This is a genomic window from Sphingomonas sp. (assembly GCF_965248875.1).
In the GTDB taxonomy this organism is placed as follows: Bacteria; Pseudomonadota; Alphaproteobacteria; order Sphingomonadales; family Sphingomonadaceae; genus Sphingomonas.
Genome location: NZ_CBDFKR010000003.1, coordinates 185298 through 200686, shown reverse-complemented (window position 1 = coordinate 200686; position 15389 = coordinate 185298). Strand labels below are relative to the sequence as shown.

Here is a 15389-nt window from a genome sequence, read left to right as displayed (position 1 = left end):
AGCGAAGCCGCGCGCCGCCATGAAGAGCCTCCTCGCCCTCGCAACCGCCACGGCCGCGCTGCTGCCGCTGGCAGCCTGTCACCAGCCCAATGCCCAGGAGCGCGCCAATGCGAGCGCCGCGAACGAGGCCGCGGCGGAGAACGCCGCCGCCGCCGCTGCGCCGCTGCCGCCGGTCGTCCGCGCCGAAAAGTCGTTCCGGTGCAAGGACAACAGCCTCGCCTTTGTGACCTTTTTCGAAGGCGACACGCAGGCGGTGGTGCGCGACACGCAGGAGGGCTCGCCGACCGCCCTGACCGCCCCCGCGGCGGGCCAGCCCTATGTGGCGGCCGGAGGCTGGACGATGACCGGCAACGATCGCGGCGTCATGCTGACCCGCCCGGGGAAGCCCGCGGTCAGCTGCCACGTTTGAGCCGAAGCGAGGCGCGCTCGCGCGCCGGTCGCGATAGCGGCGCGAACGGCCGGCTAACATGACGCAGTCACGGTCGACGTCACGGGCGGAGCCGCCCAAGGTTCGCCGGTGCGAGGCATCGGTGGAATGGCCTTGCAGGGTTTGCCCGTGACAGCCGCCTTCGCCGGAGCATGACACCCCTTGACCCCGGCCTCGTCCTCGGCGCCTATGCCGTCGGCGTGTTTCCGATGGCCGACGACCGCGACGCGGACGAGGTCTACTGGGTCGAGCCTCGCACCCGCGCGGTGCTGCCGCTCGACGGTTTCCACCTCAGCCGCTCGCTGTCTCGTACACTGGCACGCGACCGCTTTCGCGTCACCGCCGACACCGCCTTCGCCGGCGTCATCCGCCTCTGCGCCGAAAGCGCCGCCGACCGGCCCAGCACCTGGATCAGCGGCGCGATCGAGCAAGCCTTTCTCGCCCTGCACGAACGCGGCCACGCCCATTCGGTCGAATGCTGGGACGGCGACCGGCTCGTTGGCGGCCTATATGGCCTGGCGCTCGGCCGCGCCTTCTTTGGTGAGAGCATGGTCAGCCGCGCGACGGACGCCTCCAAGGTCGCGCTCGCCTGGCTGGTCGCGCGGCTGCGGGCCGGCGGCTTCACCCTGCTCGACTGCCAGTTCCAGACCGCCCACCTCGCCACGCTCGGCGCGGTGGAGATCGACCGTTCGGCCTATCTGGCGGCGCTGTCCGCCGCGTTGGCAGGCGTGGTTGGGGTGGCGGCGCCTTCGTCCGTTCCCGGCGACTGGGCCGCCCTCGACCGCGCCGGCGCCGCCGCGGCGGGCGCGCTCAGCCGCTCGGTGTCGGGGCCGGTCGCGGGAAAGGACATCGTGCAGCTCTTGGTCCAGACATCGTAGATCGGGTGCTGGACAACGTTGAGCGCCGGACGTTCCTTGTAGAGCCAGCCCGAGAAGGGCCGCCGCCACTGGCCGTCGATCCCGCGCACGTCGAGCTGGACGAACGCGCCGGTCAGCTGATCCTGTTCCCACGGCGCCGTCCGCTCGCAGGCGCGCAGGTGGATGCGCACGTCGCCCACCTCCACCGCCTGGCCGGGATGCAGCGTCACATCCTGCGCCCGGCCGTTGCGCTTGTTGAGGAGGCCGATCACCGCGACGCGCTGCGCCATCGGCGTTGTGCCGGCGGTGGCGATCGTCGGCTGGTCGGTCGCGGTCACCGTCTCCACCGTCTGCGCGCCGCCGCCCGCCTCGGGCAGCTCCTGCACCGCTACCGCCGCGGGCGCGGCGCCGCCCTGCCAGGCGCGCCAGCCGAGCCATCCCGCCGCCGCCACCGCCAGCAGCACGATCGCCGCCGCCAGCGGCCGCCACCAGCGGGTCATCCCCAGATTCTCAAACGGCCGGCGCTCATGCGTCCGGGATCCAGGCTTCGTAATCGCCGGTCGCCGCCGCACGCCGGCCGCCCTTCTCCAGCGCGCCGGGCGGGCGATAGGCGAGCGCCGTCCCCGTCATGTTGGGGACCGCCGGCTTCTGCCACGGCCGCGCTGGCGGCAGCGCCCGGTCGGGCACCGTGTCGAGCTGATGATGGAGCCAGGCGAACCAGTCGGGCGGCACCCGGCTGCCGTCGTTCGCACCGGTGTAGATCACCCAGCGCCGCGGATTGCCCGCCGTGTCGCGCCCGCCCTCGTAATAGACGTTGCCGAGCGCATCCTCGCCCACCCGCACCTTGCCGCGCAGGCCGAGCATCGTCCCCCAGGACGCGCCGTTCCACCAGGTGAAGGGGTTGAGGTTGATGCCCATGGCGCCGGGCTTAGCCGCGCTGCGGCGACGCTTCAACGGGCGTGTGGGGATGCGGGTGCACGGCGAGTTTTGGTGGAGCCGGACTTGAAGGCTGCGGCTACGCTCGTATGGTCTTTAGGGTCCAAACTCAATCAGCGCAGGAGCCATGCTGCGGCGAGACCGGCTGCGAACACCCAGTCGAACACGGCGCAGAACGGCACATACCAGGCGGGCATGGCGGTTGCGACGTGACGATGATGGGCTAAATCCCAGAACCCATGCAGGGCGTACGCCGCCGGTATGGCCCAGGCGCTCACCCATAGTCCGGCCAGAGCCGCGGCGGCGAAGACTATGGCGATCGAACCCTCTATCGCTATCGTTTTGGCCCTGCCGTCCTGCACGGCGAAGCCGACGTAGATGCCGGCCACCAGCACCAGCACAATGGCAGCGAGCTGGTGGGAGGCGGTCGAGGACAGCGCGAAGTGGGCGGGCAGACTCGCTAGCGCGAGACCGGCCCCGACACGGGCAGGGTGCCTGCCGACGATGGCGTTTGGCTCTACCTCGGACATTCCGCTCCTCCCGCGCTAGCGAGCAGCATAAGCCGGTTGTGCGGGGCGCGGCACTCTGATTCAACGGTACAGGGCGGGGCTGATGGAGGTCACGCATGGCGCTATTCTGGTTGTCGGACGAGGCCTGGACGGCGATCGAGCCCCACCTGCCCAAGAACCAGCCGGGCGCGCGGCGGGTGGACGACCGTCGCGTGATCTGGGGCATCTTCCACATGCTCAAGACTGGCGGTCGCTGGTGCGACTGCCCGGCCGACTACGGGCCGTCCACGACCGTGTACAACCGGTTCAACCGCTGGTCGGCGCGCGGCTTTTGGCTCGGGCTCCTGGAGGCGTTGGTTGATGCGGGCGCGGTTACGAAGAGCACCGCGATCGACAGCACGTACGTGAAGGCGCAGCGTGCCGCATTCGGGGGTTAAAGGGGGCTAAAGCGCAGGCGATCGGCCGCTCGCGCGGTGGCTGGACGACCAAGATCCACGCCCTCACCGACGTCGTGGGCCGTCCCTTTGCGCTGATGCTCACGCCCGGCAACGTCGCCGACGTGACCGTTGCGCCCGGGCTGCTCGCCCGCATGGGTCGCGCCAAATACGTGCTGGGGGCATAAGGGCTACGACGCCGACCCGCTCCGGCGCTTGCTCCGCCAGGCGGGCACCGTGCCGGTCATCCCCGGCCGGTCCAACCGCAAGCGCCAAGTCCGCTGCGACCGGGAACGCTACCGTGGCCGCCACCTTATCGAAAACGCCTTCTGCCGCCTCAAGGACTTCCGGCGCGTCGCCACCCGCTACGACAAGCTCGCCCGAAACTTCCTTTCAGGCGTGGCACTCGCCATAGCCTTGGTGTTCTGGATGTGAACGAGTCTGGACCCTAGGTGGAGAACGGTCCTACCCGCGCCGCTTTCTGGGCGGATTTCATCCTGAAGCGGTGCGAGTATCCCGCGCCGGACCTTCTTCGGGAACATCTTGCACACGCCACCTTTGCCGAGTTCTGCCGGTGCGAATGCAACAGCTTCGGTGTTCGAAACGGTGGGGAGACCAGATCACTGGTGCCGCCACGAGACGAGGTTCTACCCGGGCGCCACGCCGCAATCTTCGAAGCCGATATCCGCCTTGCCGATAGCAAGACAATTGAGATCATCATCTTTGCCAACGATGAAGGTAATCTGGACTACATCGAGGTCGATTGCTGCGCGAACAGCGAAGCCGTGCCGGATGAGGTAATCGCGCCAGATCGCCCCTTCCACGTGCGCGCGTCCAATAGCCTCAACATGGACGCGTGATCGTCCGCAATTCGGCGGACGCCGCGCCTCGACGCCCATGGCGATAGGCCCGTTGGCGTCATTCCGCTGCCCGCGCGCCGTGGAACGATGCTACCGCTCCGATGCCGATTGCAGCGACGACAGCCCAGAAGATGAGGCTGGTTCGCATACACCAGCGGAACTCCCGCTCGTCGTCAGGAGCGAAGCTGGCGAACCGCGCCGTCGCCAGCGAACCGAGGGCCAAGGCGGCAAGCGCGACTTTTCACCATCCGCTGGTGATGGAGCTGCCATGGACAGAGAGCGCCAAGAGCAGCAACGCCGCCGGGACGGCGGCATTCGTGCCGAACAGAAGAAAATACTCTCTGGGACTCATCTACCGCCCCGGCCAGCTCACCCGGTCCCCCTCGCTAACCCCCGTCTCCGCGGTCCGGCCGCCGACCAGTTCCAGCACCGCCGCCACCGGCTCACCCGAGGGCACGATCGTCTCGGACATCGGAATCGTATTCTCCGCGATGTGGGCGATGGTGCCGTCCGCGCGGATGAAGACGATGTCGAGCGGGGTCGGCGTATTCTTCATCCAGAAGTTCGCCGCCGCCGGGCGGCCGCCGCCGGGCGGATAGGGCGCGAACAGCATGCCGCCATCGGGGGTCAGGTCGGTCCGGTACATCAGCCCGCGCTCCTGCTGCGCCGCGGTTGCGGCAACCTCCGCGCGAAAGACGTGCCGCCCGCCGCCAGCGACGCCCGGCCCGGCGATCGTCACCGGCACCACCCGCGCGGCCCCCGTCGTGCCGGCGTCGCCGTCGCCGTCGCCACGCGCGCATCCCGCCACCAGCGCCAGCAACAGGACCGCACCCAACCGCCTCATTCTTGCATCCCTCCGCCGGGCGCGACGGCCACCGCCAGTGGCCCCTTCTGCCCTTCGACAACGCGCGCGCTCAGCCGCTGGTCGGGCTCCACCACGACGATGCCGCCGCGGCGCAGCGTCTCCATATGGACGAAGACATCCGCGCCATCGGCCGCCCGGATCAGGAAGCCATAGCCTTTCAACCGGTTGAACCATTTGACGGCAACCGGCTCGAACGGCCCGGCGGCATCGACCAGCGTCGCGGGATCGACCCGGTCGCCATCGCGGGCCCGGCGCGGCGGCGGCTCGGGCACGGCGTCGGACAGGTCGATCGCGGTGATCTCACGTGCCTGGAAGCCGCGGCCGCGCTGCACCGCCAGCGACTCGATCCGCGCGCCTTCGGGCAGCGAGCGGCGGCCATGCGGCTGCAGCACCGAGAAATGGACCAGCACGTCGCCGATCGCCGGATCGTCCGCGACCGCGAAGCCGAAGCCGCGGGTCACGTCGAACCATTTGATCACGCCCGCGATCCGGATCGTCCCGGCGGCGTCGGGAGCGTCGCCGGTCAAAGCGTCGGCTCGCGCGCCATCGGGCGGCACGCCGGTCATCCTTTCGCTTCCGGACGCCTCATCACGCATTGCAAAATCCCTGCGCGCGGCACGCTAGAACGGCGGCGCGACGCTCGCAATGCGTTGTCGCGCGAAACCTACTCCAGCGCCCCCGCATCGGGCTCCACGCCGGGGGGCAGCGCCAGGACGCGGCGCGCGAGATCGAGCGGGTGCCCGGCGCGCAGCATCGCCGCGAGCTGCTTCTCGCGCGCCGGCCGGTCGACCTCCCCGCGCGCCCACGGCCCCAGCCGCTTGCGCCGCGCAAAGGCCAGCGCCGCCTCGATCGTGCGCCCGGCGACATCGTCCGCCACCGCCGCGCGGTCATCTTCCTCCACCCGCGCCGCCCGCAGCGCCTCGCCGACGCGGCGCGCGCCCAGCCCGCGCCGTCCCAGCGCCTCCGCCTTCGCCTCCGCCCAGGCGCGGTCGTCGACATAGCCCAGCGCCGCCATGCGCTGCGCTAGCGCATCCGCGTCCGCAGCGGCCTCATCCGCCCAGCCGCGCTCGCGCACCTTGCGCCGGAGATAGTCGGCGAGCTTGCCCCGCGTCGTCGCGAACCGCTCGACATAGCGCAGCGCCAGCCGCTCCAGCGCCGCCGGGTCGAGCGGGGGTGGCGGGCGGCGGGGCTCCCGGCGGGTGGATGGCGGCAGCATGCGCCATGTTTGTGCCACACTACGTCCCGAAAAAGAACGCCCGGTGCGCGCAGAGCAGCGGGCGGGCGCCTCGTGCGCTCGCGATGAAAGGACTTGCATGGCGACCGACCCGAACAAGGCCGACCCCGCCCTCCTACCCACCGTCACCGATGATGCGCTGCCCCGCCGTTTCGCCGACTTCACCACACTCGGTGAGGCGCTGGACTATGCGGCGCGCGGCGGCCGCGGGCTCAACTTCCACGATGGGCGCGGCAATCTGACGCACCCCTATGCCTATGCCGAGCTGCGCGCCGACGCGCTCGCCGCCGCCCGCCGCTTCGTCGCCGCCGGGGTCGCACCCGAGGACCGGATCGCGATGGTTGCAGAGACCGGGCCGGCGTTCGCGGCCCTGTTTTTCGGCGCGGTCTATGCCGGCGCGTGGCCGGTGCCGCTGCCGCTGCCCACCTCGTTCGGCGGGCGCGACTCCTATGTCGAGCAGCTCCGTGTCCAGCTCGCCAGCTGCGACCCCAAGATGCTGCTCTTCCCGCCCGAGCTGGCCGATTTCGCGTCCGAGGCGGCGCGGCTGGCCGGGACCGAGCCATGCGACTGGTCGGCGTTCAACGCCCGCCTAGCTCCCGACGTGACCCTGCCGCAGGCGCGCGGCGACGCTGTCGCCTATCTGCAGTACAGCAGCGGCTCGACCCGCTTCCCGCACGGCGTCGCGATCACCCACCGCGCGCTCCTCAACAACTTGGCGGCGCACGGCCACGGCATGAAGCTGCAGCCGTCCGACCGCTGCGTATCGTGGCTGCCCTGGTATCACGACATGGGGCTGGTCGGCTGTTTCCTTTCGCCGGTCGCGAACCAGGTCTCGACCGACTATCTCAAGACCGAAGATTTCGCCCGCCGCCCGCTCGCCTGGCTCGACCTCATCACGCGCAACCAGGGGACATCGCTCAGCTACTCGCCCACCTTCGGCTACGACATCTGCGCGCGCCGCATGTCGTCGCAGACCAAGGCGTCCGAGCGCTTCGACCTGTCGCGCTGGCGCGTTGCGGGCAACGGCGCCGACATGATCCGCCCCGATGTGATGCAGGCGTTCGTCGACGCCTTTGCGGAGGCCGGGTTCAAGGCGTCGGCCTTCCTGCCCAGCTATGGCCTGGCGGAGGCGACGCTGGCGGTGTCGATCATGCCGCCGGGCGAAGGCATCCGGGTCGAGCTGGTCGAGGAGACGCAGCTGTCGGGTGGCGGGTCGCTCGGCGCCAATGACGGCCCGCGCCCGGCGCGCTACCGTGCCATCGTCAATTGCGGACGACCGGTGCGCGATATGAGGATCGAGATCCGCGAGGAGGACGGCGCCCCGCTCCCCGACGGCGCGATCGGCAAGGTCTGGTGCAAGGGACCGTCGGTGATGGTCGGGTATTTCCGTGACCCGGACGCGACTGCCGGCTGCCTGCAGGATGGCTGGCTCGACACCGGCGACATGGGGTACATGTCCGGCGGCTATATCTACATCGTCGGCCGCGCGAAGGACATGATCATCGTCAACGGCCGCAACCACTGGCCCCAGGACATCGAATGGGCGGTCGAGCAGCTGCCCGGCTTCAAGGCGGGCGACATCGCCGCCTTTGCCGTCACCACGCCCTCGGGCGAGGAGACCCCCGCGGTGCTGGTCCAATGCCGCAGCCTCGACGAAGAGGAGCGCCGCCGCCTGCGCGAGGAAATCCGCGAGCGCGTCCGCGCGGTGACGGGGATGAACTGCGTCATCGAGCTGATTCCGCCGCGCACGCTGCCCCGCACCAGCTCTGGCAAGCTCAGCCGCGCCAAGGCGCGCAACCTCTATCTCAACGGCGACATCAAACCCTATGCCGTCGCCGCCTGATCCCGCCCGCCTTTGGCTGGAATTGGTCAAAGGGCGAATAATAACCGTTTTTTCCGGAATCCGGGCCGTCCCGCGGAAACCTCCCGATAACCGTCGGGCGCTAAAGCTGCGGCGGTGCACCTCCCCCCCACCCTTACCCGCCCGCCACGCGTCGGCGTCACCAGCGTCGGCCTCGCTGCCCTGCTCGGGCTGAAGGAGGGCAGTGATCCGGCCGAGTGGGGCCGCATCCGCGCGACCCAACTCCACGCCGGGCGTGATCTCGCGCTGTTTCTGCTGGCCGCCAACCTGATCGGCGGGTCTGCCGTCGCCCTGCTCCTGTCGCATCGCCCGCTATGGGCGCAGGCGCTCGCCTGGACCGCCGCAACGGGGGTGATCGCGACCATCGTCACCGTCCGTCGCCTCGCATCGCATCATCGTAACGATGGCTACGCACAACCCCAGGATCTGCGCGGCGCCGCCTGGGGCGGGGTCGCGCTCGGGCTCGCCTGGGCTGTCGTGCCGCTGTATTTCTGTCGCGACAGTGCGGCGGGGACCATTGCGGGCCTCGGCCTGGTGCTGGTGGTGCTGATGAGCGCAGCCGCCGTGGCGATGGCGCCGCTGGCGCTGGCCACGCTGGCGTTTCTGGTGATCCTCGGCGCCGCCACGGCGGGATCGCTGGCGCTGCACGCCTCGTATGCGGCGGCCGGCGGGATCGCCCTGTTCACGTCGATCATGGCGATGGTCTGTGTCGGCCGAGCCCGCGCGCTGGTGACGATCCGGGCCAGTCAGATGGCGCTGGAGGAACGCGAAGAGACCGTCAGCCTGCTGCTCCGCGAGTTCGAGGACAAGGACGCCGATTGGCTGTGGGAAACCGACGGCGCGCGTCGCGTCATCAAGGCATCGCCCCGCTTCGCCATCGCCTGCGGACTCGATCCCGTGTCGATCAACGGCATGCCCTTCCTGCAGGTGCTCGCCGGCCCGACTTGGGAGAGCGGCCATTTCGCGCAGGGCCTACGCACGCTCGCCGACAAGATGAAGGGGCGGGAGAGCTTCCGCGACCTCAGGCTGCCCGTCTTCATCGACGGCGAGGAACGCTGGTGGGAGTTGTCCGCCGGGCCACGCTATGACGAGCGCGGCTCCTATGTCGGGTTCAAGGGCGTCGGCTCCGACGTGACCGAACAGCGCGCGTCCGCCGACAAGATCAATCGTATGGCCCGGTTCGATACGCTGACCGGGCTGCCCAACCGCCTCCAGATCAACGAAGCCCTGGTCCGCGCGATGGCGGAGGCGGAGAAATGGGGCAAACGCTGCGCCTTCATGATGATCGACCTCGACCGGTTCAAGGCGGTCAACGACACGCTTGGTCATCCGGTGGGCGACCGCCTGCTCGGCCGCGTCTCGGAGCGGCTGCAGCAGCTGATGGGCGCCAACGAGCTGTGCGGGCGGCTGGGTGGCGACGAGTTCGCGGTGGTCGTGCGCGATGCGACCGACACGACGGCGGTCGAGAAGCTGGCGAGCGAGATCATCGCGGCCCTGTCGAAGCCCTATGAGGTTGACCAGCACACGCTCTATATCGGCGCGTCGGTGGGGCTCGCCACCGGGCCACGCGACGGGCGCACCGCGGAGATGCTGATCCGCTCCGCCGACCTCGCGCTATATCGCGCCAAGGACGCCGGCCGGGGCATCTTCCAATCCTACGAGCCCGCGCTCCACGTTCAGGCGGAAGAGCGCCGCGTGCTCGAGATCGAGCTGCGCGGGGCGCTCGAAAAGGGCGAGATGCACCTTCATTATCAACCGGTGGTCGACGCCGAGCACGGCCGCCTGACCGGCTTCGAGGCGCTGCTGCGCTGGCAGTCGGCGAAATTCGGCAACGTCTCGCCCGCCAAGTTCGTGCCCTTGGCCGAAGAAGCACGGCTGATCGAGCCGATCGGCGAATGGGTGCTGCGCACCGCCTGCGCCGAGGCCGCGCGCTGGCCGGAAACGATACGGATCGCCGTCAACGTCTCGGCCGACCAGCTGCAGAACCCGCAGTTCGTCTCCACCGTCACCAGCGCGCTGGCGAACAGCGGGCTACACGCCGAGCGCCTTGAACTGGAGGTGACGGAAAGCGTCTTCATGCATGAGGAGCTTGGCGCGACCAAGGTGCTCGACCGCGTCCTCGATCTCGGCGTCAAGCTCAGCCTGGACGATTTCGGCACCGGCTATTCGTCGCTCGGCTATCTGTCGCGCACCCGCTTCTCGACCATCAAGATCGACCGCAGCTTCGTCAAGGGCGCGTCGAAGGGCGTGCGAGAGGCGCTGGCGATCATCCGCGCCGTGGTCGCACTCGCCAAGAGCTTGGGCATGGCGACTACGGCCGAGGGCGTCGAGACCGAGGCCGAGCACCGCCTGGTCCAGGAGCTCGGCTGTTCCAAGGTACAGGGCTTCTATTTCGGCCGGCCGCTGCCGGTGGCGGAAGCTCGGACCTTGGCGAACCGCCAATATACCGTCCCCCCGCAACAGGCCGCGGCCTAGACGGTCCTTCCCGCAGAGCGGGGGTGATCTCACCGCGCCGCGGGAATGGTTGCTCAGCCGCCCCGCACCGGGTCATGCCCCCAGTTCATCAGCGAATAGCGCCATCGCGAATGCTCGACATCTTCCGCAGGGCCGCCCTGAGCGAGGTGCCGATGCACATACCCGGCAACCTTCTTCATGTCGGCATAGTCCGCGTCGGTCAGCTCGCCCTTCTTCTTGCGCAGGATCGCCATGATTCTCGCGCCTTCCGTGTGCCCGACGCTCTCGCCGCCGCCACGGCCGTCCGCGCCCTTCCAGCCGACCGCTTTGCTGTCGTCGGTCGCGAGCCACTTCTCCAGCACCGCGGGCGTCATGTTGACGGCGTCGTGGAACGCCTTTGCAATCGCATCGTGATCGTCGGCCATCGCCTGCTCCCGGTTGGACGGAAAAACGCCGGGCCCGCGACTTGGCTCCCGCCTACAGCGCCGGCGCGGCCGGCCAGACGAGCAGCGCGGCATAGTCGTCCGGCGCGCGCGGCAGCGCCAGCCGCGTCGCCGTCCCGGCGAGCAGGACGATCGCGAGTACCGCTCCCCACACCCGCCGCACCTGCTTGGGCGGCGGCCGGTCGGCCAGCAACACCAGCGCCAGCGCCGTCGCGAGCATCGTCCACAGGTGATAGCGCAGGTCCGACGCGATCGAGATCGCCGCAAAGCTCGCCTCCTGCGCCACCGCCGACCCGGCCAGGGCCAGCGCCAGATCGCGCGCCGGTGCGGGCGGCCGTCGCCGCGCGGTGGCGATCGCCGCCATCGCCAGCACCAGCCACACGATCGGCCATGCGACCGGCAGGTCGACGACCCCGCCGGTCCACCGCTGCAGGACCACCGCCGCGGCGCCGGGGTCGGCGAGCCCCAGGCGGTTTGGCTCGCTCCCTTCCGGCGGCGCCGCCCCGCCCAGGCCGGCGGGGACGAGCCAGCGCTCCGTCATGTTGAGGTGTGACAGCCGATGGCGCGCATAGGCGAGCGGGTGCGCCAGCGCGGCGGCGGCAAGCGCCCGATAGAGCGCGCCCGTGGTCTTCGCCTGCAGGTGGCCGATATCCGCCGCACACCCGTCGCCATCGCCCAGCGGATCCCAGAAAAAGGGCGTCGCGCAATGCTTGCGCCGGATCGCGTCACGCTCGGCACGCGTCAGCGGCAGCGTCGCCGTCGCGGGAACGGGGACCGCGATGCCCGCCAGGTCGTACAGCGCCTCGACCCGCTCCACCCCGCTGTGACGCGCGCCGAGCAGCCCGTGATTGATCGGCCCCGCGACCCCGAGCCCGGCCGCGATCAGCGCGACCGCAAGCGCCACCCTCACCCTCGCCCGCAGCCCGGTCGCGAGCAGCGCGATCAGCGGCGCCACTGAAAACACCGCGTTCGCGCGCAGCAGCGCGGCGTAGCCGAGCAGCACCGCCACCGCCGCCCAGCCCCACCACGGTAGGGCCCGCGCGCGCAGCCGCCAGCAGCCGACCAAGCCTGTCGCCGCCAGCAGCGCCCCCGCCAGCTGCGCGTCCTTGAGCACCACCACCTGCCAGCCGAGGAACGGCGGCAGCACGCCGATCGCCAGCGTCGCCGCCGCCGCCCGGCAGCGTCCGGCCGCCGCCAGCGCCGCCGCGATCAGCCCCAGTCCCAGCCACCATCCCGCCAACTGCATCAGCAGCAGCGGCCCTGCGCCGCCGCCCACCAGGCTGTGCAGCTCCTGCCACACCCGCGCCATCACCGGCGGGTGCCAGTCGGAATAGACGCCGCTCAGCGCCTGCCGATACTGGTCGACGCTGTCGTATTCGCTGAACCCCGGCCAGAACAGCGCCGCGCCGCCGGCGAACAGCGCGACGGCGGCCGCAGCCCATGGCGCCGCGCTGCGCGGGCTCGCCCGCAGGTCGCCGGTGGCGACGCCCACGCTATTCCCCGGACGAGAACGCCGGCCGGATGATGTCGCGCTCGATCACCGCAGTTCCCCCGCAGCGATCCTAGGCGGCGCGGCAGCCCGGCGTCCAGCGTTCGCGTGGCTGACCGTCCACCGTGTACAGCCGCTCGGCGGGCACCTTCACCACCAGGCCGCTGCGTTCGAGCGTGAGGTCGTAGACGGCGCCCTTCAGCCCAGCCATCGGCCCGCCGCACACGCGCGCGCCGATCGCCGCGAAGCCGATCGCCAGCCCCTCCCCCATGCTCCCCGTCCAGCGCCCGACCAGCACCGTCACCGGCCCGGGATGGTATCTGCCGGGCCGGGGCAACACCTCCTCCAGCCATTGGCGCGGTACGCCGGTCTCACGCTCTTCGCTCGGCAGATTGTGGACCTGGTACGGCATCGCGCGGCGCACGAACCAGCCCATCATGGCGCGGGCGACGCTGGTGTTGCCGCCGCTCGCGGTGTCGGTCAGATCGACGGTGACGGCGGCGCGCGACGGGAGGGCCGCCATCGCCGCGTCGAATGCGGCGATCGTGGCGTGCTCGCCGAGCGAATCGTTCAGGCGGATGGTGTTCGCTGTGACCGTCAACACGCCGGCGGAGCGATGCTCGGCGTAGAGGCTGGGCAGCGTCACGTCGCGGCTGCGCCCGTCCCGCGTCACGCTCAGTACCCGCGCGGCGTTGCGCCGCCCCGCCGCAAGCACGCGCTCCGCATGGTCGCGCCGCTCGGGCGTCACCGGCAGGCCCAGCCGCGACCAGAACGCCGCCGCCGCCACCGGCAGCGCGACGCCGCCCACCGCCGCCAGCTTGTCGCCGGCCATGATCCCCGCGCGCGCCGCCGGGCTGCGGTCGCGCACCGCCGTGATCCGCCCGTCTTCGACCCACAGATCGGCGAAACTTGGCACCAGCGCCCAGTCGTCGCCGAACGACGCGCCGGTGATCGCGTGGTGATCGGCCAGCGTCGCGATCATGTCCTCGGCATAATGGAGCAGCGTATCGCGGTCGTGAACCGCGTCGCGCTCCGCCTCCAGCGCCGCCGACTGCGGCACCGTCCCGTTCGGCAGGTGATCGGGATAGGCATAATGATCGGCGATCAGCTGCCGCAGATCGCGGGCGTCGGCGGCATAATCCGCAGCGGTCGGCGCCGGCCGGGCCGCTGCCCCGATCGTCACCACCGCCAGCGCTGCAATGAGCGCCCTCAAATGTGGATCGCCCGGCCGTAGGCGCCGAGCACGCTTTCGTGCATCATCTCGCTGAGCGTCGGGTGCGCGAACACCGTCTCCATCAGCTCCGCCTCGGTCGTCTCCAGCTGGCGCGCGACGACATAGCCCTGGATCAGCTCGGTCACCTCCGCGCCGACCATGTGCGCACCGAGCAGCTCGCCCGTCGTCGCGTCGAACACCGTCTTCACGAAGCCGTCCGCCTCGCCCAGCGCGATCGCCTTGCCGTTGCCGATGAAGGGGAACTTGCCGACCTTGACCTGATGCCCCGCTTCTTTGGCTTTGACCTCGGTCAGTCCGACCGACGCGACCTGCGGGCGCGAATAGGTGCAGCCGGGGATGTTCCAGGTCTCGAACGGGTGCGGGTCGCCGCCCGCCAGCTTCTCGACACAGACAATCCCCTCATGGCTCGCCTTGTGCGCCAGCCACGGCGCACCGGTGACGTCGCCGATCGCGTGGATGCCGTCGACATTGGTACGGCCGAACCCGTCGACCTTGACGTGCCCGCGCTCGGTCGCAACGCCCAGCGCCTCCAGACCGATCGCCTCCGTGTTGGGCACGATCCCGATCGCGACGACGACGTGGCTGTAGTCCTCCGGCGCGCTCTTGCCGTCCGCACCCTTGATCGTCGCCTTGACCCCGCTCGCCGAGGTTTCGATCTGCTCGACGCCCGCGCCGGTGACGATGCGGATACCATCCTTCGCCAGCCGCTTCGCCATGAAGGCGCTGACCTCCTCGTCCTCGACCGGGAGGATGCGCGGCAGCATCTCGACGATCGTCACCTCGGCGCCCATGTCGCGGTAGAAGCTTGCGAACTCGACCCCGATCGCGCCCGAGCCGATGACCAGCAGCTTGGGCGGCATCTCAGGCGGCACCATCGCATGGCGATAGGTCCAGATGCGCTTGCCGTCGGCCTTGGCGAACGGCAGGTCGCGTGCCCGCGCGCCGGTCGCGACGATGATGTGCTTGGCGGCGAGTTCGACCGTCTTGTCGCCTTGGACGACCGACAGCTTGTTCTTCGCCGTCAGCGTCCCCGTCCCGGCATGTACCGCAATCTTGTGCTTCTTCATCAGGCCGGCAACGCCGGCGTTGAGCTGCCCCGCTACCTTGCGGCTCCGCTGCACGATCGCGGCCAGGTCGAAGCCGACCTTCTCCGCCTTCAGCCCATAGTCGGCGGCGTGGGTCATGTAGTGATAGACCTCGCTGGTCCGCAGCAGCGCCTTGGTCGGAATGCACCCCCAGTTAAGGCAGATGCCACCCAGCCGCTCGCGCTCGACGATCGCCGTCTTCAGCCCCAGCTGCGCCGCGCGGATGGCGGCGACATAGCCGCCCGGACCGGAACCGAGGACGATGAGGTCGTAGGTGTCAGGCATCCAATGCTCCAAATCCCTCTCCCCTTGCGGGAGAGGGAGGGGCCCGCCGCGAAGCGGTGGGAGGGTGAGGCGTGGCCAAGGCGAGAAGCAATGCCTCACCGACCCGTCTTGGCCGCGCTAGTATGTCGCTGTTCCAGAAACGTAAGGTCTCGAAGCGCTGACGCCGAAGCCACGTATCGCGGCGAATATCGTAGTCGCTCGCAAAGTGCTGAGTACCATCGGCCTCGACAATCGTTCGGTGCTCGAAGCACACGAAGTCGACGATGTACGGCACCAGGGACACCTGTCGCCGAAATTTGTAGGCACCAAGGCGGCGGTCGCGCAGCATTGACCACAGGCGCCTTTCCGCATCGGTCGGATGACGGCGCATATGATCGGCATAATCTTTCAGCCGCTCAAGCCCCTCACCCTCCCAC

At 70.0% G+C, this 15389-nt stretch carries 15 protein-coding genes and 2 pseudogenes; 6 read left to right on the top strand and 11 right to left on the bottom strand.

All coding sequences use genetic code 11. From position 1 onward, the window contains the following. The first annotated feature begins 19 nt into the window (after nucleotides 1-19). Both ACP2AD_RS01280 and aat read left to right on the top strand, forming a co-directional pair. Entirely contained in the window at nucleotides 20-409 is a 390-nt protein-coding gene (locus ACP2AD_RS01280) for a hypothetical protein (RefSeq protein WP_425228263.1), read from the top strand. A gap of 170 nt (nucleotides 410-579) precedes the next feature. Beyond that, nucleotides 580-1305, top strand: a complete 726-nt coding sequence (gene aat, locus ACP2AD_RS01275; protein WP_425228262.1) for a leucyl/phenylalanyl-tRNA--protein transferase — start codon at nucleotides 580-582, stop codon at nucleotides 1303-1305. Between the two features lie 35 nt (nucleotides 1306-1340). Here the strand turns inward: aat and ACP2AD_RS01270 are convergent. From ACP2AD_RS01270 to ACP2AD_RS01260, 3 genes and pseudogenes are all read right to left on the bottom strand, one after another. Next, nucleotides 1341-1574, bottom strand: a pseudogene (locus ACP2AD_RS01270) (DUF2155 domain-containing protein); the annotation flags it as partial. 235 nt (nucleotides 1575-1809) lie between these two features. Continuing rightward, nucleotides 1810-2202 (bottom strand): NADH:ubiquinone oxidoreductase subunit NDUFA12, encoded by a 393-nt coding sequence (locus tag ACP2AD_RS01265; protein WP_425228261.1) that lies wholly within the window; start codon nucleotides 2200-2202, stop codon nucleotides 1810-1812. Between the two features lie 131 nt (nucleotides 2203-2333). Beyond that, on the bottom strand, nucleotides 2334-2750 hold the full coding sequence (locus ACP2AD_RS01260; RefSeq protein WP_425228260.1) for a hypothetical protein: 417 nt from the start codon (nucleotides 2748-2750) through the stop codon (nucleotides 2334-2336). A gap of 95 nt (nucleotides 2751-2845) precedes the next feature. Here ACP2AD_RS01260 and ACP2AD_RS01255 point away from each other — a divergent pair. Next, a pseudogene (locus tag ACP2AD_RS01255) lies at nucleotides 2846-3598 on the top strand (IS5 family transposase). Nucleotides 3599-3615: 17 nt separating this feature from the next. Next, entirely contained in the window at nucleotides 3616-4023 is a 408-nt protein-coding gene (locus ACP2AD_RS01250; protein WP_425228259.1) for a hypothetical protein, read from the top strand. 352 nt (nucleotides 4024-4375) lie between these two features. Here the strand turns inward: ACP2AD_RS01250 and ACP2AD_RS01245 are convergent, their stop codons facing one another. From ACP2AD_RS01245 to ACP2AD_RS01235, 3 genes are all read right to left on the bottom strand, one after another. Next, complete coding sequence (locus tag ACP2AD_RS01245) at nucleotides 4376-4867, bottom strand: DUF192 domain-containing protein (RefSeq protein ID WP_425228258.1); 492 nt, start codon at nucleotides 4865-4867, stop codon at nucleotides 4376-4378. Then, a complete protein-coding gene (locus tag ACP2AD_RS01240; RefSeq protein ID WP_425228257.1) occupies nucleotides 4864-5454 on the bottom strand; it encodes a cold-shock protein in 591 nt (196 codons plus the stop codon). Before ACP2AD_RS01240 ends, ACP2AD_RS01245 begins: the two co-directional genes overlap by 4 nt. Nucleotides 5455-5552: 98 nt before the next feature. Next, on the bottom strand, nucleotides 5553-6104 hold the full coding sequence (locus tag ACP2AD_RS01235; RefSeq protein ID WP_425228256.1) for a RecX family transcriptional regulator: 552 nt from the start codon (nucleotides 6102-6104) through the stop codon (nucleotides 5553-5555). Nucleotides 6105-6201: 97 nt separating this feature from the next. Between ACP2AD_RS01235 and ACP2AD_RS01230 the strand changes: the two genes are divergently transcribed. Then, nucleotides 6202-7965, top strand: coding sequence for a fatty acyl-AMP ligase (locus tag ACP2AD_RS01230; RefSeq protein ID WP_425228255.1), 1764 nt, complete (start codon nucleotides 6202-6204; stop codon nucleotides 7963-7965). A 114-nt stretch (nucleotides 7966-8079) separates the two neighbouring features. After that, the gene (locus tag ACP2AD_RS01225; RefSeq protein ID WP_425228254.1) at nucleotides 8080-10458 is read left to right on the top strand and encodes a putative bifunctional diguanylate cyclase/phosphodiesterase; all 2379 of its coding nucleotides are present in this window, start codon (nucleotides 8080-8082) and stop codon (nucleotides 10456-10458) included. 53 nt (nucleotides 10459-10511) lie between these two features. On the opposite strand, the gene ACP2AD_RS01220 is transcribed toward ACP2AD_RS01225, so the two are convergent. The 5 genes from ACP2AD_RS01220 to ACP2AD_RS01200 all read right to left on the bottom strand — a co-directional run bounded on the left by ACP2AD_RS01220 (nucleotide 10512) and on the right by ACP2AD_RS01200 (nucleotide 15343). Next, on the bottom strand, nucleotides 10512-10862 hold the full coding sequence (locus ACP2AD_RS01220; protein WP_425228253.1) for a DUF3140 domain-containing protein: 351 nt from the start codon (nucleotides 10860-10862) through the stop codon (nucleotides 10512-10514). Between the two features lie 52 nt (nucleotides 10863-10914). Then, entirely contained in the window at nucleotides 10915-12372 is a 1458-nt protein-coding gene (locus ACP2AD_RS01215) for a hypothetical protein (RefSeq protein WP_425228252.1), read from the bottom strand. A gap of 70 nt (nucleotides 12373-12442) precedes the next feature. Then, entirely contained in the window at nucleotides 12443-13582 is a 1140-nt protein-coding gene (locus tag ACP2AD_RS01210) for a S41 family peptidase (protein ID WP_425228251.1), read from the bottom strand. Then, entirely contained in the window at nucleotides 13579-14973 is a 1395-nt protein-coding gene (lpdA, locus tag ACP2AD_RS01205; protein ID WP_425228250.1) for a dihydrolipoyl dehydrogenase, read from the bottom strand. Before lpdA ends, ACP2AD_RS01210 begins: the two co-directional genes overlap by 4 nt. Continuing rightward, entirely contained in the window at nucleotides 14966-15343 is a 378-nt protein-coding gene (locus ACP2AD_RS01200) for an endonuclease domain-containing protein (RefSeq protein ID WP_425228249.1), read from the bottom strand. The genes lpdA and ACP2AD_RS01200 overlap by 8 nt, the downstream gene beginning before the upstream one ends. Between the last annotated feature and the right edge of the window lie 46 nt (nucleotides 15344-15389).